Raw genomic sequence first — 17,991 nt, forward strand, 5'->3', positions numbered from 1 at the left:
CGAGGCTCAAGATGCAAAAGGTCAATCCGCTGTACATCGCAGAAGCTACCTCCACCGGTGGGCGCGACGGCAAGTCCCGCTCCAGCGACGGCAAGCTGGAAGTCAAGCTCAGCACCCCCAAGGAGCTGGGCGGCGCAGGCGGAGACGGCACCAACCCCGAGCAGCTGTTTGCCGCCGGCTACTCGGCATGCTTCATCGGCGCCTTGAAGTTCGTGGCCGGGCAAGAGAAGAAAGCCCTGCCAGCGGCTGCCTCGATTACCGCGAAGGTCGGCATCGGCCAGATTCCGGGCGGGTTCGGCCTGGACATCGACCTGCACATCAACCTGCCGGGCCTGGCCCAGGCCGAGGCCGAAGGGCTGGTGGAGAAGGCGCACCAGGTGTGCCCGTACTCTAATGCCACCCGTGGCAATGTGGATGTGCGCCTGCACGTTACTGTCTAAGGCTGTGGGAGCGGCCTTGCGTCGCGATGGGGCGCGAAGCGGCCCCAGAATCTCGGGTACACCCTGATACCGCCGGGGCCGCCTTGCGGCCCTTTCGCGACACAAGGCCGCTCCCACATCAGCTAGATGTCAGCATCGAGAACTGCCAAAACGCGGCACAAAAAAACCCGGCCAAGGCCGGGTTTTTTGCGTTTCACAAGAAGGATTACTTCTTGGAGCGGCCTTTGAAGCTGTTGTCGCGAGTGTCGATATCAATCCACTCGTCGATCTGGATGAAGTCGGCAACCGAGATTTCGGTACCGTTCTTCAGCTTGGCAGGCTTCATGACCTTGCCCGAGGTGTCGCCGCGTGCAGCGTTCTCGGTGTAGACAACCTGGCGGCTGATGGTGGTCGGGAGTTCAACCGATACCAGGCGGCCTTCGAAGAACACGGCTTCGCAGACGTCTTCCATGCCTTCCTCGATGTACGGCAGAACGGCTTCGATGTCCTCGGCGTTCAGTTCGTACATGGTGTAGTCGGTGGTGTCCATGAAGGTGTATTCGTCACCGTTGATGAACGACAGGGTCGCTTCTTTGCGATCCAGGATCACGTCGTCCAGCTTGTCGTCTGCACCGTAGACGGTTTCGGTCTTGTAGCCGGTCAGCAGGTTCTTCAGCTTGGTCTTCATGATCGCGCTGTTACGGCCCGACTTGGTGAACTCAGCTTTTTGAACCAGCCACGGGTCGTTGTCGATCCGCAGGACGGTACCGGGTTTCAGTTCTTTACCAGTTTTCATTACGAAGTATCCGAATCTGGATGGATTTATAAAAATCGAGGCCGCGTATCATAGCGAATTTCGGTAAAAGTGTACCAGCGCTGTGGCAAGGTCCGGCTGAGCGGCCTGTCGCGCGGCCCAAAGCCGGGCATGCTGCTGCAGTTCCGGCCAGTGCTGGCGAGCCGCCTGCCAGGCCTGGCCCATGTCGCGGTCCATGTTCCAGGCACGCCAAAGGCCAAGCAGGGCGGCATCGGCATCGTCTGACAAGCCGTGACGATAATGCGCCAGAAACGCTTCAAGCTTTTCCCAATGGGCATTCTCGTCCTGCACGTAGATGTGCCATAGCATGGGCTGCCCGGCCCACTGCGCGCGCACGAACGAGTCTTCGCCGCGCACGGCGTTGAAATCGCAGCTCCACAGCAACCGGTCGTAGTCGTCCTGGCTGACGAAAGGCAGTACCTGTACGGTCAGCGCTCCTCGCTTGCGAACGCTGCCCACGGGCAGTGCCGACTCGCCAAGCCACTGGCTGAGCCCCGCGACAACGCGGCCTTGCGGCACCAGCAGGTGACACGGTTGCTCGCCTGAGGCCAAGGCATCAAGCCAGCTGCCCAGTTGCGGGTTTTCGTAGGCGAACAGGGAAACCAGCAACGTCCCCGCTTCAGGGTTTACACCAAGCCCCTGCAAGAAGGCCTGCCGTTCGCCCTGCTGGAACGCATCACGCCGCGCCAGCAGCGAGCGCTCGCGCAGCAGGCCACCGGTTTTTTCGGTAAAGCCGGGAAAGAAAAACATCTTGCGCAAGCCATTGGGCTGCGGCGAAGGCAAGCCATGGCAACCCTCCACCCAGTCCTCGGCGCTGAGGTATTCGAGGTTCAGCCACAGCGGCGGCGTGGCGCGAGCACGCATTGCCTCTATGTAAGCTGCTGGCAACTGGCAGGCGAAGGCACCGATTACCACATCGGCCGGCGCCACCGGCAACCAGTTTACCGGCCACTGGCGCACCTCCACACCGTGCTGCCACTGCTGCGGGGCGCTGGCGTCGGCCCCGGGGCACATGGGCAGGAACGCATTGAGGTCATCCACCCACAGGCGTAGAGCCAGGCCGTGCTCAGCCACCAGCTGCCGGGCCAGGCGCCAGGTCACGCCTATATCGCCGTAATTGTCGACGACACTGCAGAAGATGTCCCAAGTGGCTTTCATGTGCCCTGCCCTCGCCCGGCGAAAAACCGCGCATTCTGCGGATAAATTGTCGCTGACAAAAGCACCTGCGCGGAAAAATACCCGGGCGCATGCGACAATGCCCCCGACCACCCCGCCAGGACAGTGCCATGCCCCGCCACCGTGAATTGAAGATCACCCTCAAGCCGTTGCCGTTGATCCTGTGCGTTGCCCTGGGCCTGTGGCTCGGCGCCGTGGCCATCGCCGCCAGCCTGTGGCTGGCCCTGCAGCTATGGCCAGAGCAGGTGCAGCCGGTGGCCCAGGCGGTAGCGCCCAGCGTTTCCCGGCCGGTTGTAGCGCCAGCCCCGGCGGCGGATGCCCAGGCTGAAATGTTCCAGCGCTACCAGGACATCCTGCGCAAGCAGGAGCAGCAACAGGCCGCCGAGGCTGCTCAGGGTAACCCGCGCAACCTCAACAGCCCCAAGTGCCAGTTCTGGCTGCAGCAGAACCGCACTGCACCCACTGACAAAAGCCAGGCCAATGTGCTGGAGTTCTGTTACTGATCATGGACAAGACCCGCCTGCTGGCGCAGATCGTCGCCACCCTCGAGCACGACCTGGATGTGCTGACCCGCGCAGCCCAGACCGCGTATGAAGCGGCCACCGCCGAGGAGAACATCGCCGAGAACAAGTACGACACCCTGGGCCTGGAAGCCTCGTACCTGGCCACCGGCCAGGCCCGCCGCAGCGCCGAGATACGTACGGCGCTGCAGACCTACCAGCAATTGCTGCTGCGCGATCATGACCCGGCGCGCGGGGTGCAGATGAGCAACCTGGTGACGCTGGAAGATGAAGATGGCGGGCAGCGCCGTGTTTTCCTCGGGCCCGAGGCAGCGGGGTTGAAGATTGGCGAGGGGGATGGGCTGGTCACGGTGATTACCCCGCGCTCGCCGCTGGGGCAGCAGTTGATCGGCAAGCACGTGGATGATGAGGTGGGGCTGGGGTCGCAGATGTTGTTGATTGTCGATGTAGCCTAAGTTGTACCCTCCACGCTAGCGCGGCCAATGCGGTCGTTGTGGGAGCGGCCTTGCGTCGCGATAGGGTGCGCAGCGGCCCCAGGATCTCGGCGCCAGCATGGATAACCGGGGCTGCTAGGCAGCCCATCGCGACGCAAGGCCGCTCCCACAACGATTGCATCAAGCCTCGAAGCCGCGCAGTAGCTTCAAAGCGCCTGCAAGGCATCGAACCGTTTCGCCAAGCCCTGCTCTGCAAACTGCTCCACCACAAAATCGACAAACGCCCGGGTCTTGCCCGGCAACAGCTTGTGCTCGGCGAAGTACAGGCTGATATGCCCATCGTCCACATACCAGTCCGGCAGCACCCGGCGCAGCCGCCCACTTTCCAGGTACGGGACCGCGAACGGCAGGCTCACCAAGGCAATCCCCAACGCCTGCTCGGCCACCGCACACGCCGCATCCGAATCGCTCATGGTCATCGCCTGACGCAACGCCAAGGGCTGCTGCTCCTGCCAGCGACTGGTCAACGGCCACGATCGCACGCGTCCGGTCTGCGGCGAGCGGATCAGGATACCGTCATGCCGCTGCAGAGCCTGCGGCTGGGTGACCGGTGCATGGCGGGCCAGATAAGCTGGCGCCGCCACCAGCACCCGATGCGCCGGGGTCAACTTGCGCGCCACCACGCCCGGCGGCAGTTCGAAGCCGCCGCCAAGCGCCGCATCGAAGCCCTGGCCGATCAGGTCGACCTGGCGGTTGTCGAAATGCCAGTCCGGGGTAATGCCCGGGTAGCGACGCAGGAACTCGCCCAGCAGGGGCAGCACATACAAACGCCCGAACACCGTACCCATGCTGACCCGCAACAACCCGGCCGGCTGGCCCTCGGCACTGGCCAGGTTGGCCACGGCGTACTGGATGGTGCGGAAACTGTCACTGACCTCCCCGAGAAATCGCTGCCCCGCCTCGGTCAGCGTCAGCTTGCGGGTACTACGCTGGAACAACCGCACCCCCAGGCGCGCTTCCAGCTGGGCAACATGCTTGCCCACCGCCGCCGGGGTGAGGCTCAGGCGTCTGGCAGCCTCGGCAAAGCTGCCGACCTCGGCGCTGCGGATGAAACACTCCAAAGCGTTGAACGACTCCATGGCCATGATTAGCAACCAAAGGTTTACTCTGCTGATAGTGATTGCCATCTTATCAGCAGCTAATCGAGCGCCGATACTGCGCCCATCCAAGGCATTCCAGCCTGGCTTCCAGCAGGAGATCAGCATGTCCAAGCAACACACCCTCGAAGGCAAAGTGGCCCTGGTACAGGGCGGTTCCCGCGGCATCGGCGCAGCCATCGTGCGGCGCCTGGCCCGTGAAGGCGCGCAGGTGGCCTTCACCTATGTAAGTTCCGCCGGCCCGGCAGAAGCCCTGGCGCGGGAAATCACCGAAAACGGCGGCCGCGCCCTGGCACTGCGGGCCGACAGCGCCGACGCGGCGGCAGTACAACTGGCTGTGGATGACACGGTGAAGGCCTTCGGCCGGCTCGATATCCTGGTCAACAACGCCGGTGTACTGGCGGTGGCGCCCGTGACCGAGTTCGACCTGGCCGACTTCGACCACATGCTGGCGGTGAACGTGCGCAGCGTGTTCGTCGCCAGCCAGGCGGCGGCGGGCTACATGGGCCAGGGCGGGCGCATCATCAATATCGGCAGCACCAACGCCGAGCGCATGCCGTTTGCCGGTGGCGCGCCCTACGCCATGAGCAAGTCGGCACTGGTCGGCCTGACCCGCGGCATGGCCCGTGACCTGGGGCCGAAAGGCATTACCGTGAACAACGTGCAACCCGGGCCGGTGGACACCGACATGAACCCGGCCAGCGGTGAATTCGCCGAAAGCCTGATCCCGCTGATGGCGATCGGGCGGTATGGCGAGGCGGACGAGATCGCCAGCTTCGTGGCTTACCTGGCGGGGCCCGAGGCCGGCTATATCACCGGGGCCAGCCTGACTGTCGATGGTGGCTTTGCCGCCTGATTGAAGGCCCGCCTGTGCTGGCCCCTTCGCAGGTACATCCGCGAACAGGCCAGCACAGCTGTCGCAATTCGCTCATTCAACTCGCTCCGTGGATAATTTGCCTTTACCTGCCCGTAACGAGAACCGCATGCATACCCCAACCTTGAGCCGCGCACTCATCCTGCTGATGGCCACCGCCACCGGCCTGGCCGTGGCCAGCAACTACTACGCGCAACCCCTGCTGCACAGCATCGCCCAACAGTTTGGCCTGAGCACCGCCAGCGCAGGCAGCATCGTCATTGCCGCGCAACTCAGCTATGGCGCCGGCCTGTTGCTGCTGGCACCGCTGGGGGACCTGTTCGAGCAGCGGCGGCTGATTACCGTGATGACCGCAATTGCCACCCTGGGCCTGGTCATCAGTGCCTGCTCACCGAGCCTGCCCTGGTTGATCCTCGGCACTGCGCTGACCGGGCTGTTCTCGGTGGTGGCGCAAATCCTGGTGCCCATGGCTGCGGCCCTCAGCGAGCCCCATTCACGCGGGCGCGCGGTCGGCACACTGATGAGCGGCCTGCTGCTGGGCATCCTGCTGGCGCGCACCGCCGCCGGCTTCATGGCCGAGCTGGGCGGCTGGCGCAGCATCTATGTGCTGGCCGCCGTGCTGATGGCCATCACCGCCGTGGCGCTGTACCGCAGCCTGCCGCAACACCACAGCCATGCCGGGCTGAAATACCCGGCGCTGATCGGCTCGGTGTTCCGCCTGTTCGTCGAAGAGCCGGTGCTGCGCCTGCGCTCGCTGCTCGGCCTGCTGGCATTCAGCCTGTTCGCCCTGTTCTGGACACCGCTGGCGTTTTTGCTGGCAAAAGACCCGTACCACTATTCCGATGCAGTGATTGGCCTGTTCGGCCTGGCCGGTGCGGCGGGTGCGCTGTCGGCCAACTGGGCCGGGCGCCTGGCCGACCGCGGCAAGGGCGCACTGGGCACCACGGTTGGCCTGGTGGTGTTGCTGCTGTCCTGGGTACCGCTGGGCTTTGCCGAGCAGTCGTTGCTGGCCTTGCTGCTGGGCGTGCTGATGCTCGACCTGGCGGTGCAGCTGGTGCACGTGAGCAACCAGAATGCGGTGATCGCCCTGCGCCCTGAAGCGCGTACGCGGCTGAATGCCGGCTACATTACCTGCTACTTCATTGGCGGGGCGCTTGGGTCGTTGCTGGGTACGCAGTTGTTCCAGTACCAGGGCTGGATGGGCATCGTGGTCGCAGGGTTGGTGATTGGTGCGCTGGCGTTGCTGGCGTGGGGAGTAGCCGAGCGCAAGCGCAGGCATCTGTTGCAGGTGGCCTGAAAAACCGTGTTGGGTCGTTCGCGCGTATCAGCCATGGCGACAACGTACCGCACTACCCTCCGTCGTCTGGCCGTTGACTTGCCGGGCTGGCCAGCGCTCAGTAAGCGTTGGTCAATGCCCTTTCACTGACAGGACGACGTTATGACAAGACTCACGGTGCAATCCGGCGATTTCTTGCAAGGTGAAGGCGAGTATCGCAACGGATCGCTCACACTCAAGACCCCGCGCAGCCCTTCCCCGGGCGAGCGTATTTCCCTGGCCCGCATCAGCGACCTGCGGTTGGCCAGCCTCGAATCCAGCCGTAGCCTGGGCAGTGCCCTGGGCTGGGGCGTGGCCGGCGCCCTGATGGCCGGGCCAGTGGGGCTGCTGGCCGGGCTGTGGCTGGGCGGCAAGGAAGAAGAAGCCACCTTCCTGGCCACTTTCAAGGACGGGCGCAAGCTCATGGCCAGTACCGACGGCAAGACCTGGTCGAAGATCGATGACAACTGGCGCCAGCACAGGCGGCCAGCCAGCAAAGGCTGACTGAGTATCGCAACACCCGGATCGTTTTATGGGCAAGGCGGCGGTAAGATGCCGCCTTTTTCATGGCCTGTGCCGGCCTCTTCGCGGGCGTGCCCGCTCCCACAGTGATATCACTGCACCTGAGAACAGTGAGTTTTCTGTGGGAGCGGGCAAGCCCGCGAAAAGGCCGGCACAGGCGCAGCGCATCCAGGAGCCCCACCGCATGCCCCCGCGTCAACCCCGCCTGCCCCTGAGCCTGCTCAGCCTGGGCCTGGCCCTGCATTGCCCCCAGGTGCTTGCCGAAGGCAGCGTGCTGCTGGCCCCGCTGCAGGTGTCCGACACCTCTGCCAACGATGGCTACCAGGCCCGCGACGCCGCAGTGGGCGGCTTCCAGCCCGCGCCGTTGCTCGACACCCCCGCTGCCATCAGCGTTTTCAACCAGCAGCTGCTGGAAGACCGCCAGGTACGCCTGCTCAGCGAAGTGCTGCAAAGCGATGCCTCGGTAGGCGAAAGCTATGCCCCCATCGGTTACTACGAGAACTTCAACGTCCGTGGCTTCGAGCTCAATGCGGCCAGCAGCTACCGCATCAACGGCCAGACCATTGCCGGCGAGCAGAACGTGGCCCTGGAAAACAAGCAGCAGGTGGAGTTGCTCAAAGGCCTGTCGGGGCTGCAAAGCGGCGTGTCGGAGCCGGGCGGGCTGGTCAACTACGTGACCAAGCGCGCCGAAGACGTGCGCAACGTCACCGTATCGACCAATGAACAGGGCGAACGCTACCTGGCCACCGACCTGGGCGGCTGGTTCGGCAGCGAGCGGCAATTCGGCCTGCGCGCCAACCTGGCCCATGAGGACATCCGTTCCTATGTCGACCACGCCGATGGCAAGCGCGACTTCGCCTCGCTGGCCTTCGACTGGCAGCTCAACCCGGATGCCACCTTGCAGCTGGATGCTGAATACCAGCACCGGGAACAGCGCTCGGTGCCGGGTTATCAATTACTGGGCGGTCGCGAAGTGCCCCATGGCATCGACCCCGACGACCGCCTGGCCTACCAGCCTTGGGCCAAGCCGGTGCAGAACGACGCGCTGAACCTGGGCGGGCGCTTCGAGTACCGCTTCAACGAGGCCTGGAGCGGCACCTTGAGTGCTTCGCGCAGCAAGGTGGTGATCGATGACTACAGCTCATTTGCCTGGGGTTCGAGCCAAGGCGCGTTCTTCGCCAGCAACGGCGACTACGATATCTACGACTTCCGCAGCCCCGACGACACCCGCCGCACCGATGAGGCGCAGGCGGTGCTCAATGGGCGTTTCGACGCGCTGGGCGTGGCACACGAGCTGACCGTAGGCAGCAGCGCGCAGCGGCGCACCCTTGATCAGCGCCCGTATTACAACGAGTGGCTGGGCACCGGCAACATCTACACCGGTACCCCGGTGCTTACCCCGTCCGACAAACCTGTCGGTGCCAGCGAACGCCGCCTGGACAGCCGCCAGTACGGCCTGTTCGCCAGTGACCGCATCAGCTTCAGCGAGCAATGGCAGACCGTGCTGGGCGCCCGTGAAGTGCGCCTGGATGAAAAAACCTGGGACGAAAACGGTGTGGCGGGCCGCCATACCCGGCAGTACCAGTTGCTGCCCAATGCCGCGTTGATCTACAAACCAATGCCGGATACCACGGTATACGCCAGCTACGCCAAAGGCCTGTCTGCCGGCGGCACAGCCCCTTGGTTCGCCAGCAACGCCGCCGAAATACTCGCGCCGACCACGTCGCACCAGCTGGAACTCGGCGTCAAGCACGACTGGCAAGGCTTGAGCCTCAGCGCCGCGCTGTTCCAGATCCGCCAGGCGTACCAGTACGCGCGACCGGACGGTGCTGGCAACTACGCCTATGTCCAGCAAGGCCAGCAGAAGAACACCGGCCTCGAGCTGGGCGCCAGCGGCTGGGTAACCTCGAACCTGCAGGTGCAGGCCAGCGCCGCCGCCATCCGAGCGCGGGTGCAGAACAGCGGCACCGATGCCTACGAGGGCCATCAGGCGATCAACGTGCCCAGGTTGCGGGCGGCGCTGCAGGCCGAATACACCCTGCCGGTGCCAGGCCTGGCCTTGCTCGGCGGCGCCCGCTACAGCGCCAGCAAGTTTGCGAGCCAGGCCGGGAACGTGGAGGTTGGCGGCTACACCGTGTTCGATCTCGGCAGCCGATACCGGCTGCAGGTCGGGGGGTATGACACCGTGCTGCGGCTGACCGTGGATAACCTGTTCGACAAGCGCTACTGGCGTGACGTGGGCGATTACCTGGGCGACAACTACCTGTTCCAGGGGGCTCCGCGCACCGCCCGGCTTTCGGCTTCGGTGAGTTTCTGAGATACCGGGGCCGCCTGGCGGCCCCGAACTCCCGGAAAACAAAAAGCCCCCGGGCTTTTCAGCGCGGGGGCTCTTCGTAGAATGTGGCGGTGAAGAAGGGATTTGAACCCTTGATACGATTTCTCGTATACACACTTTCCAGGCGTGCTCCTTCGACCACTCGGACACTTCACCGTTTCCTCTTCAAGCCTTTCAGCCTGTCGAGGCGCGCTAATTTAGTGGAAGGTCTTTCCTTTGGCAAGCATTTTTTTCAGTTTTTTCATGTATTTGCATTTGCGCCGCGGCGAACGCTGACCGACCGGTCAGCCTTGCTGCTTTACCTCGCCCCTGACGCTGGGTAACGTCGTCGCCACGCCAACAAAAGGACTCTGCCATGAGCGAGCTGATTAACTACCACGCCGAAGACGGCATCGCCACCCTGACCCTGAACAACGGCAAGGTCAATGCCATTTCGCCAGACGTCATCGCAGCGTTCAACGCCGCGCTCGACCGCGCCACCGAAGCACGTGCGGTGGTGATCATCACCGGCCAGCCGGGAATTCTGTCTGGCGGCTACGACCTCAAGGTAATGACCAGCGGCCCGCAACAAGCCATCAGCCTGGTCACCGCCGGCTCCACCCTCGCCCGCCGCCTGCTCGCGCACCCGTTCCCGGTGGTGGTCGCCTGCCCGGGCAATGCCGTGGCCAAGGGCGCCTTCCTGCTGCTGTCGGGCGACTATCGCATTGGTGTCGAAGGGCCCTACAAGGTGTGCCTGAACGAAGTGCAGATCGGCATGACCATGCACCACGCCGGTATCGAACTGGCCCGCGACCGCTTGCGCCGTTCGGCCTTCCACCGCGCAGTGATCAACGCCGAGGTGTTTGACCCGCACGGCGCGGTAGACGCCGGCTTCCTCGACAAGGTGGTGCCGGCCGAGCAACTGCAGGAGGCCGCACTGGCGGCGGCGCGCGAGCTGAAGAAGCTGAACATGCTGGCGCACAAGAACACCAAGCTGAAGGTGCGCAAAGGGCTGCTGGAAGCCCTGGACAAGGCGATCGAGCTGGACCAGCAGCACATGGGCTAGCCACACGGGCCCTTCAGGGTACCGACTCACAGCGGGTTTGCCCCAGCCAGTGCACAGCCGTACACTGCGCGCGACTGTCTGGTGTGAGTCGTACCATGCTCTACTCCCTTCGCATGCTTCTGCTGGCGCTGCATTTTCTTGTGGTTGGCGCCGTGGGCCTGGTCATTGGCCTGTGCCGCCCGTTCAACCCCGACAACAGCCGCGTGTTCGCCCGCCTCTACAGCCTGCCGGCCACCTGGCTGATGCGAATCAAGGTCAAGGCCGAAGTCGGCCCGCTGTGGGACCAGCCGCCCGGCTGCGTGATCATTGCCAACCATCAGTCCAACTTCGACCTGTTCGTGCTGGGCCAGGTGGTGCCCCAGCGCACCGTGGCCATCGGCAAGAAGAGCCTGGGCTGGATCCCGCTGTTCGGCCAGTTGTTCTGGCTGGGCGGCAACGTGCTGGTCGACCGCAACAACGCCTACCAGGCACGCAAGGCGTTGCAGAAGACCACCCGGGTGCTGCAGGACGCTACCTCGATCTGGATTTTCCCCGAAGGCACGCGCAATGCCGGCGAGCAACTGCTGGCGTTCAAGAAGGGCGCATTCCACATGGCCATCGAGGCCGGTGTACCGATCGTGCCGGTGTGCGTCAGCCGCTATGCAGGGCGCCTGAGCCTGAACAGCTGGCGCCGACGCACGGTGATCGTGCGCTCGCTGCCGCCGATCGCCACCGCCGGCATGACCCTGCAGGACCTGCCGGTATTGATCGACCAGTGCCGCGTGCAGATGCAGCAATGCATTGACCGTATGGACGGCGAACTGGGCAACGGCTAGGTTGCTCTTGCGCCAGGTACAGCCCAAGCTGTACAGCATGTCCAACCGGAATAAGCGAACAACCATGGGTCGAGTCGTGGCATCGGCGGTGTACAGCGCCGGCAGAAAGGTCACCAACATCAGCATCGACGAAGGCAGCGAGTGGGCACGCAAGCCGGGGCATTTCGTGTGGATCGGCCTGGAGGAGCCCAACGCCGAAGAACTGGCCAACCTGCAGCGGCAGTTCAACCTGCACGAACTGGCCATCGAAGACGCGCTGGAAAAGCACAGCCGGCCCAAGCTGGAGACCTTCGGCGACGCCCTGTTCATCGTCACCTACTCGCCAGTGCGCCACGAAGGCAAACTGGAGTTCATCGAAACCCACATCTTCGCCGGCAATGGCTACATCATCACCTGCCGCAACGGCCACTCGAAATCCTACGCCCTGGTGCGCCAGCGTTGCGAAGCGCGGCCACTGCTGCTGGAGCACGGCGAGGATTTCGTGCTGTACGCCCTGCTCGATTTCGTCACCGAGAACTACCAGCCGGTCAGCGAGGCCATTCATGGCGAGATCGAAGAGCTGGAACAGAGCGTGCTCGGCGGCTCCCTGCAGGAGGACGACATCCGTCGCCTGCACAGCCTGCGGCGCGACATCCTGCGCCTGCGCCGCTACGTGGCGCCGATGGTGGAGGTGAGCGAGGAACTGCAGCGCCTGAGCTTCCCGTTCATCGACAAGAACATGCGCCCGTACTTCCGTGATGTGCAGATTCACGTGACACGGCAGATGGAAGACCTCGCCGGCATTCGCGACATCGCCAGCCAGACCATCGAGATCGGCATGCTGCTGGAGTCGTCGCGGCAGAGCATCGTGCAGCGCAAGTTCGCCGCCTGGGCGGCGATCCTGGCGTTCCCCACGGCGATTGCCGGGATCTACGGGATGAACTTCCAGAACATGCCGGAGCTGGGCTGGCACTACGGGTACTTCGCGGTTTTGGCGGTGATCGGTTTGGGCTGCACCGGGTTGTATGCCAGCTTCAAGAAGTCGGGCTGGCTCTAGAAGCCGGGGCCGCGTTGCGGCCCCGCGGCCGTTACGCCGCGTCGTGCTTGCTGATGGGGTGCTGGATGAAGCGCAGCATCCACTCCCCCACCAGGTCCCCCTGGTGCTCGGTGGCCAGGCTGGCCACTGCCTTGTGGTACACCTCATCCCCCAGGTATTGCTGGCGCGCGTCCAGTAGCGCACGAGAATAGTCGTGGACGAATTCCGGGTGACCCTGGAAGCACAGCACCTGGTCGCCGATGTGGTACGCCGCGTTCGGGCAAAAATCACTGGACGCAATCACCGTGGCCCCCGCGGGCAACTCGGTCACCTGGTCCTGGTGGCTGATCAGCAGGGTCAGTTCCGACACTTCCGGGTCCATCCATGGCGCATGGGCCGCCAGCGAATAGCGATGAATACCCACGCCCCAGCCCTGCTCGGCGCGTTCGGCCTTGCCGCCCAGGGTCAACGCCAGCAACTGGTGGCCGAAACATACCCCCAGCAGCTTCTCGCCACGCTCGTAAAGCTTCAGCAGGTAGGCCTTGAGCGTCTGGATCCATGGATCGGTACCAAAGGAATCGGCCTTGCTGCCGGTCACCAGGTACGCATCGAACACTTCGTCGTCGGCGGGGTAGTCGCCGTTCATCACGTTGTACACACGAAATTCGGCAGCGATTGGCTGACGCGAGAAGAGCTGCTCGAACATCCTGCCATAGCCCTGGTACTGCGCGATCAACTCCGGTCGCAGGACATCGGTTTCAAGGATGCAGATGCGTAACGACATAGGGATAGTCCTGAACGACATAGGTGGAAATCTGCTGTAGAGACTGACGCGAAAGGCACGTACAAGCAAGTAGGGCGCACTGACGAACGGTCACATTTCGTCGGCGCGCCGCTGGCACCTGCGCCACTGTCTAGCGAGAGGATGCCAGCCGGATGGCACATGGCCTCATAGCTGAAAAAGTTGACATAGGAAATTTTTAGAACAAAGGGTTCTCAAACATGGATGACGCACACCCTACTGTTGGTTGTATATCCACTTTCAAGAGGCAGGCAGTTCCGGCGTCACGCGACGCCACTGCGATCGACCCGACGCTCGACAGGGAAGCCAACGGGTATTCAGGAATAACAACAAGAAGGCGGTCCGCCATGTTCACACAATCGAAAATTCGCCAAGCTGGGCTCATTCTCTTCGCCACGACGCTGCTGCTGATCCTGCCGAACCTGACACGGCTGTTCGGCTGATTGCCGCTGTGGCGTCAACAGGCAACGCACAGGTAACCTGCTGGCCTTGACGGTCGGAGATTGCCCATGCGCCACTGCCTTGTACTGTTAGCGTTGTTCCTGAGCCTGCCGCTGTCGGCGGCGCAACTGCAGCTCGAACTGGGCGCCACGCCGCGCCAGTGGAGCAGTGCCGACCTGCTGGCCCACCCGCAGGCGCGGGACATCAGCATTGACCAGGACGTTTCCTATCAGCGGCCCATGCGCTATCGGGCGGTACCGCTGGCCGTGCTGCTCGAGGGGGTCAGCGCCAAGGACCATCTGCAGGCGGTAGCGCTGGACGGCTTTGCTGCCGAAATGCCCGCCGCGCCGCTGCTGCAAAAAGGCCCGGCACAGGCCTGGCTGGCAGTGGAGGACCCGGGCAAGCCGTGGCCGGCACTGGGCCAGGGCAAACCGAGTGCCGGGCCGTTCTACCTGGTGTGGACCGCACCGCAGGCCAGCGGCATCCGCCCGGAACAGTGGCCGTTCCAGATTTCCACGATTCGCAGGCTCGCCTCTGTCGAGGCGCGCTTCCCGGCGCTGCTGCCCGACCCGAAGCTGCCTGCCGACAGCCCGGTACGCCAGGGCTTTGCCTTGTTCCAGCAGAACTGCCTGGCGTGTCACCGGCTCAACGGCGCGGGTGATGCACAGCTAGGCCCGGACCTGAATGTGCCGCACAACCCGACCGAGTATTTCCAGCCGGGGTATCTGCGGCAGTTGATTCGCGACCCGCAGAGCCTGAGGCAATGGCCGCAGGCGAAAATGCCGGGGTTCGCACAAAGTGTGTTGAACGAACAGGAACTGGATAACCTGCTGGCCTACCTGGCGCACATGACCAAGCGCAAGCCTTGAGCGCTGCGCGTACTGCTTCGCGGGCCAACCCGCGAAGCAACGGCACAATACGCTCAGGCGATGACCCGCTCCTGCTTGACCCCCCAGCCTTCCACCTCGCCGCCATAGGGCGTTACCAGCTGTTCGAAGGTCTCTTCGAAGTCGCCTATCCCACCGTAGGTGGCATACATGACCTTGCTCAGTTCCAGGTGCCAGGCCCCGTCACCCAACTCCTTGACCTGGGCGTTGAGGGACTCGCCGCGAAACTGCCCGGCAGCGCGACGGGCCCCGTCCTCGTTGGGGAATACCGCGTAGAACTCGATGGGGTGGATCTGGGTGAAGTCAAAACCGCCTGCTTTCATCTGGCGCAGGACGTTGCTACTGATATCGTCGTTCTGGCTGCTCATGAATCGTCCTCCTGAATAATGCGATGGATAGACTTTCCGTGCACTACGCACCTGCCGGCAGCGGCCGGGCAGTTCGAGCTGATGCAAGACGCGAAGGGATGCGGTGCCTACCTGCAGAACAACAGGCACCTTCCACCAGCGTAGTGCTTGCCAGGGCACCACGCAAACGAGCGGATCAGGGCGCTTCGTGGATACTGGTGATGGTGACGCCGCTCTGCTCCTTGAGCCAGCGGGCGGTGGGGGAAATGGTGCGGTCCTGGAAGTCGTTGAGGTCCAGCTCATCCATCACCGGGAACAGGTGCGAGCGTATCGCCCGGGCGGCGTCCTCTTCACTGGGACAATGCTCGGCATGCAGCACCAGCGAGGACGGTTCGCCTTTCTGGTCGGCAAAGATGACTTCCCACTCTTTCATTGAACGAGCCCTCTCAATTCAAGGAACACAGGTGTGTGATGCCTGAATAAATGACCCTGGGGCAGGAAGAATGTTCAGTCGGGGGAGGCTTGCAGGCGAATGGGCCGCAAAGCGGCCCTGATTGCGCCTTACTTCGGTGTACCGTGCACGACACCAGCGGTGTTATCCAGCAGGCTCTTGGTTGCCGTCTGGATATACGCCTCGAGCTTCTTCAGCATTTCCGGCTGGTCCGGGCTTTCGATCAGTTCAGCCTTGAACTCGCGACCCAGCTGGTAGCGGTACATGCGCGGGGTCATGTCCTTGGACTCGATGAGGATGCGGTCGCCTTGCACCAGGCCGACGATCTGCTCGCTGCCGGATGGTTTGATCATGCCCACGCCCTGGTCGCCCTCAGGCAGGTTGAGCAAGTCGCGACCCCAGCATTGATGCCGGGCTTGGCCACCCAGGCGGCCCATGATGGTCGGCACGATGTCGACCTGGGTACCCACGGTGTGGTTGACCGCACCGAACTTCTCCTGGATGCCCGGAGCAATCAGCAGCAACGGCACGTTGAAGCGGCCCAGGTCCAGCTCGGTGACCTGCTGGTGGTTGCCAAAGCCATGGTCGCCGACGATGACGAACAGGGTCTCCTTGAAATACGGCTCCTTGCGCGCCTTCTCGAAGAACTGCCCCAGCGCCCAGTCCGAGTAGCGCATGGCGGTAAGGTGTTCGTCCAGGCGACCTTGCCCGGTGACCTTTTCCACCGGCAGGTCCTTGGGCAGTGCGTACGGCGTGTGGTTGGACAGGGTCTGCAGCAGCGCATAGATCGGCTTCTTGCCGTCGCGCTTGGCCAGCTCTTCGGCGCCACGGTCGAACATGTCCTGGTCGGACACGCCCCAGGTGGGGTCGGAGAACACCGGGTTGACGAAGTCGTTACGGCCAATGAAGGTGGTCATGCCCTGGTTGCCGAAGAACCCGGACTGGTTATCCCAGGCGAAATCGCCGTTGTAGACGTACATGTCGTCGTAGTCGCGGGCGCTGAGCAGGGCCGGCAGGCCGGACAGCTTGTGGCCGCCTTCCGGGGTCTGCATCAGGTATTCGAAGCCTGGCAGGTTGGGGAAACAGGCCATGGTGGCGAACATGCCCTGGTGGGTGTGGGTGCCGTTGGAGAAGAAGCGATCGAACAGCAGGCCCTCTTTGGCCAGCTTGTCGAAGTACGGGGTGATGTTGTTGGGGCTGCCCAACGCACCGACCGAATGGCCGGCGAAGCTTTCCATGAGGATCACCACCACGTTCTTGATCGGCAGGGTGCGCTCGGCCGGCGGCACGAAGTCGCGGCGGATGGCTGCCTCGTCGGCATCGACCAGCGTATCGTGGGCGGTCAGCAGCTGCTCGCGCACGCTTTGCGTGGCTACATCCTGCTTGAGCACCGGCTTCCAGATGTTGGCGCGGTCCTCGCCGAAACGGCTCTTGGCGGCATCGATCAGGGTCAGGGTGCCGTTCAGGCCCAGCTGGTTGACGAAGTTGGAGTCGGTGGTGAAGGCATCCCCCCAGCGCATCGGCGGGCCCTGGCGCAGGGTGCCACGCGCGGCAATCACGGCCACCAGCAGAATCACCATGAACACTGCCAGGCGGTTGTACCACGGCGCCACGCGGCGCTGCAGGGTGGCCTCGCCGGAGCCAGCGCCACGGGTGATGCGGTCAATGCCCTTGAACAGCAGGCTCAGCAACCACGTGCCGAACAGCCAGGCCAGCAGGTAGCGCACCACCGGGAAGCCGTACCAGAGCATGCTCAGCACGGTCTTCGGGTCTTCCTTGATGTACTGGAAGACCAGGCCGTTGAGGCGCTGGTGGAACTCGCGGTAGAAGTCCATTTCCATCAGGCCGAGGAACATCACCACGCTCGAGGTGATGGTCAGCCAGAAACGGAACACGCCACGCCGGGCCATGGCCCAGGGGCTGAGGATGGCCAGCAGCAGTGGAATGCTCAGGTACACCACCACCCGCAGGTCGAAACGCAGGCCGTTGAGGAAGCCTTCGGCGACAGTCGCATAGGGCGTTTCGCCGATCATGTCGCTGTTGTAGACCAGCAGCGCCAGGCGCACGAGGCTGAGCATCAACATGATCACCAGGCCGCTGAGCAGGGTGAAGGCCAGGTGGGATTTCAGGGTCGGCGTGAACGGCGCTCGCGCGCCCCGTTGCTTCAAGGCGTCAGGGTTGGCCATGAATGGGAAGGTCCTAGGATGGCGGGTTTGCGAAGATGGCGCAGGAGTTTACCAACGCAGCTGTGTGCGGGGGCGAATTCTCTTTAACCCAATGTGAAAATTTTGTCACCAAGCTGTTGCCGGTTTTGTCTGTTACGGCGCTCAGATACGCACATTTCCCCGCGGCCCGGCTATCGCCCAGATCACCAGCCCCACCACCGGCAGCAAGGCGATCAGCAAGATCCACAGCACCTTGATACCCACTTCGCTGCCGCTCTTGATGACATTCAGAATGGCCCAGATATCCAGGGCCAGGATGATCAGCCCGACCAGGCTGTTGAAAGTCGACCCCATGCCCAAACTCCTGTCCAGAGGCTTTACTGCACAGCATAGCCAGCTATCACGTCGATAGAAGGGAATCCTTGGCCGTTTGCGCGGGTCACTGCATAAACTGCC

Annotated in this window: 20 protein-coding genes and 1 tRNA gene; 12 read left to right on the forward strand and 9 right to left on the reverse strand. The window is 63.4% G+C overall.

The window, feature by feature from the left end:
- The first annotated feature begins 11 nt into the window (after window positions 1-11).
- Window positions 12-440 (forward strand): organic hydroperoxide resistance protein, encoded by a 429-nt coding sequence (locus ACLEJP_RS23950; RefSeq protein WP_440810488.1) that lies wholly within the window; start codon window positions 12-14, stop codon window positions 438-440.
- 205 nt (window positions 441-645) lie between these two features.
- Here ACLEJP_RS23950 and efp read toward each other — a convergent pair whose 3' ends face one another.
- Window positions 646-1,215 (reverse strand): elongation factor P, encoded by a 570-nt coding sequence (gene efp, locus ACLEJP_RS23955; RefSeq protein ID WP_013971530.1) that lies wholly within the window; start codon window positions 1,213-1,215, stop codon window positions 646-648.
- Window positions 1,216-1,263: 48 nt separating this feature from the next.
- Window positions 1,264-2,391, reverse strand: a complete 1,128-nt coding sequence (gene earP, locus ACLEJP_RS23960; RefSeq protein ID WP_440810490.1) for an elongation factor P maturation arginine rhamnosyltransferase EarP — start codon at window positions 2,389-2,391, stop codon at window positions 1,264-1,266.
- Between the two features lie 128 nt (window positions 2,392-2,519).
- On the opposite strand from earP, the gene ACLEJP_RS23965 reads away from it, so the two are divergent.
- A complete protein-coding gene (locus tag ACLEJP_RS23965) occupies window positions 2,520-2,912 on the forward strand; it encodes a hypothetical protein (RefSeq protein ID WP_440810492.1) in 393 nt (130 codons plus the stop codon).
- A 2-nt stretch (window positions 2,913-2,914) separates the two neighbouring features.
- A complete protein-coding gene (locus tag ACLEJP_RS23970) occupies window positions 2,915-3,385 on the forward strand; it encodes a GreA/GreB family elongation factor (RefSeq protein WP_440810494.1) in 471 nt (156 codons plus the stop codon).
- A 185-nt stretch (window positions 3,386-3,570) separates the two neighbouring features.
- Here ACLEJP_RS23970 and ACLEJP_RS23975 read toward each other — a convergent pair whose 3' ends face one another.
- Window positions 3,571-4,509: a LysR family transcriptional regulator gene (locus tag ACLEJP_RS23975; protein ID WP_225776837.1), complete on the reverse strand. Its 939-nt coding sequence runs from the start codon at window positions 4,507-4,509 to the stop codon at window positions 3,571-3,573.
- Window positions 4,510-4,627: 118 nt separating this feature from the next.
- Between ACLEJP_RS23975 and ACLEJP_RS23980 the strand changes: the two genes are divergently transcribed.
- From ACLEJP_RS23980 to ACLEJP_RS23995, 4 genes are all read left to right on the forward strand, one after another.
- Window positions 4,628-5,377 carry a 3-oxoacyl-ACP reductase family protein gene (locus ACLEJP_RS23980; RefSeq protein WP_296234227.1) on the forward strand — a complete coding sequence of 250 codons (750 nt, stop codon included), beginning with the start codon at window positions 4,628-4,630 and terminating at the stop codon, window positions 5,375-5,377.
- A gap of 127 nt (window positions 5,378-5,504) precedes the next feature.
- Entirely contained in the window at window positions 5,505-6,692 is a 1,188-nt protein-coding gene (locus tag ACLEJP_RS23985; RefSeq protein WP_440810495.1) for an MFS transporter, read from the forward strand.
- Window positions 6,693-6,833: 141 nt separating this feature from the next.
- Entirely contained in the window at window positions 6,834-7,214 is a 381-nt protein-coding gene (locus tag ACLEJP_RS23990) for a hypothetical protein (RefSeq protein WP_289129540.1), read from the forward strand.
- A gap of 202 nt (window positions 7,215-7,416) precedes the next feature.
- Entirely contained in the window at window positions 7,417-9,549 is a 2,133-nt protein-coding gene (locus ACLEJP_RS23995; RefSeq protein ID WP_440810497.1) for a TonB-dependent siderophore receptor, read from the forward strand.
- 84 nt (window positions 9,550-9,633) lie between these two features.
- Here the strand turns inward: ACLEJP_RS23995 and ACLEJP_RS24000 are convergent.
- Window positions 9,634-9,723, reverse strand: a tRNA-Ser gene (locus ACLEJP_RS24000).
- 199 nt (window positions 9,724-9,922) lie between these two features.
- Here ACLEJP_RS24000 and ACLEJP_RS24005 point away from each other — a divergent pair.
- The 3 genes from ACLEJP_RS24005 to ACLEJP_RS24015 all read left to right on the forward strand — a co-directional run bounded on the left by ACLEJP_RS24005 (window position 9,923) and on the right by ACLEJP_RS24015 (window position 12,463).
- Window positions 9,923-10,612: a crotonase/enoyl-CoA hydratase family protein gene (locus ACLEJP_RS24005; protein WP_440810499.1), complete on the forward strand. Its 690-nt coding sequence runs from the start codon at window positions 9,923-9,925 to the stop codon at window positions 10,610-10,612.
- Between the two features lie 95 nt (window positions 10,613-10,707).
- The gene (locus ACLEJP_RS24010; protein WP_289129533.1) at window positions 10,708-11,427 is read left to right on the forward strand and encodes a lysophospholipid acyltransferase family protein; all 720 of its coding nucleotides are present in this window, start codon (window positions 10,708-10,710) and stop codon (window positions 11,425-11,427) included.
- Window positions 11,428-11,491: 64 nt separating this feature from the next.
- Window positions 11,492-12,463, forward strand: a complete 972-nt coding sequence (locus ACLEJP_RS24015) for a magnesium and cobalt transport protein CorA (RefSeq protein WP_440810501.1) — start codon at window positions 11,492-11,494, stop codon at window positions 12,461-12,463.
- 31 nt (window positions 12,464-12,494) lie between these two features.
- Here ACLEJP_RS24015 and ACLEJP_RS24020 read toward each other — a convergent pair whose 3' ends face one another.
- Window positions 12,495-13,226 (reverse strand): amidotransferase, encoded by a 732-nt coding sequence (locus ACLEJP_RS24020; protein ID WP_440810503.1) that lies wholly within the window; start codon window positions 13,224-13,226, stop codon window positions 12,495-12,497.
- Window positions 13,227-13,444: 218 nt separating this feature from the next.
- On the opposite strand from ACLEJP_RS24020, the gene ACLEJP_RS24025 reads away from it, so the two are divergent.
- Together ACLEJP_RS24025 and ACLEJP_RS24030 are read left to right on the forward strand one after the other, a co-directional pair.
- A complete protein-coding gene (locus ACLEJP_RS24025) occupies window positions 13,445-13,687 on the forward strand; it encodes a hypothetical protein (protein WP_440810528.1) in 243 nt (80 codons plus the stop codon).
- A gap of 66 nt (window positions 13,688-13,753) precedes the next feature.
- Window positions 13,754-14,554, forward strand: a complete 801-nt coding sequence (locus tag ACLEJP_RS24030) for a c-type cytochrome (protein WP_440810505.1) — start codon at window positions 13,754-13,756, stop codon at window positions 14,552-14,554.
- A gap of 53 nt (window positions 14,555-14,607) precedes the next feature.
- On the opposite strand, the gene ACLEJP_RS24035 is transcribed toward ACLEJP_RS24030, so the two are convergent.
- The 4 genes from ACLEJP_RS24035 to ACLEJP_RS24050 all read right to left on the reverse strand — a co-directional run bounded on the left by ACLEJP_RS24035 (window position 14,608) and on the right by ACLEJP_RS24050 (window position 17,889).
- A complete protein-coding gene (locus ACLEJP_RS24035; protein ID WP_440810506.1) occupies window positions 14,608-14,940 on the reverse strand; it encodes a ribonuclease E inhibitor RraB in 333 nt (110 codons plus the stop codon).
- 175 nt (window positions 14,941-15,115) lie between these two features.
- Window positions 15,116-15,352 carry a hypothetical protein gene (locus ACLEJP_RS24040; RefSeq protein WP_186677937.1) on the reverse strand — a complete coding sequence of 79 codons (237 nt, stop codon included), beginning with the start codon at window positions 15,350-15,352 and terminating at the stop codon, window positions 15,116-15,118.
- A gap of 128 nt (window positions 15,353-15,480) precedes the next feature.
- Window positions 15,481-17,556, reverse strand: coding sequence for an LTA synthase family protein (locus ACLEJP_RS24045; protein ID WP_440810508.1), 2,076 nt, complete (start codon window positions 17,554-17,556; stop codon window positions 15,481-15,483).
- Between the two features lie 141 nt (window positions 17,557-17,697).
- The gene (locus ACLEJP_RS24050; RefSeq protein WP_012271091.1) at window positions 17,698-17,889 is read right to left on the reverse strand and encodes a PLDc N-terminal domain-containing protein; all 192 of its coding nucleotides are present in this window, start codon (window positions 17,887-17,889) and stop codon (window positions 17,698-17,700) included.
- Window positions 17,890-17,991: the final 102 nt, after the last annotated feature.

The sequence above is a fragment of the Pseudomonas sp. SMV7 genome, from assembly GCF_052041995.1.
In the GTDB taxonomy this organism is placed as follows: Bacteria; Pseudomonadota; Gammaproteobacteria; order Pseudomonadales; family Pseudomonadaceae; genus Aquipseudomonas.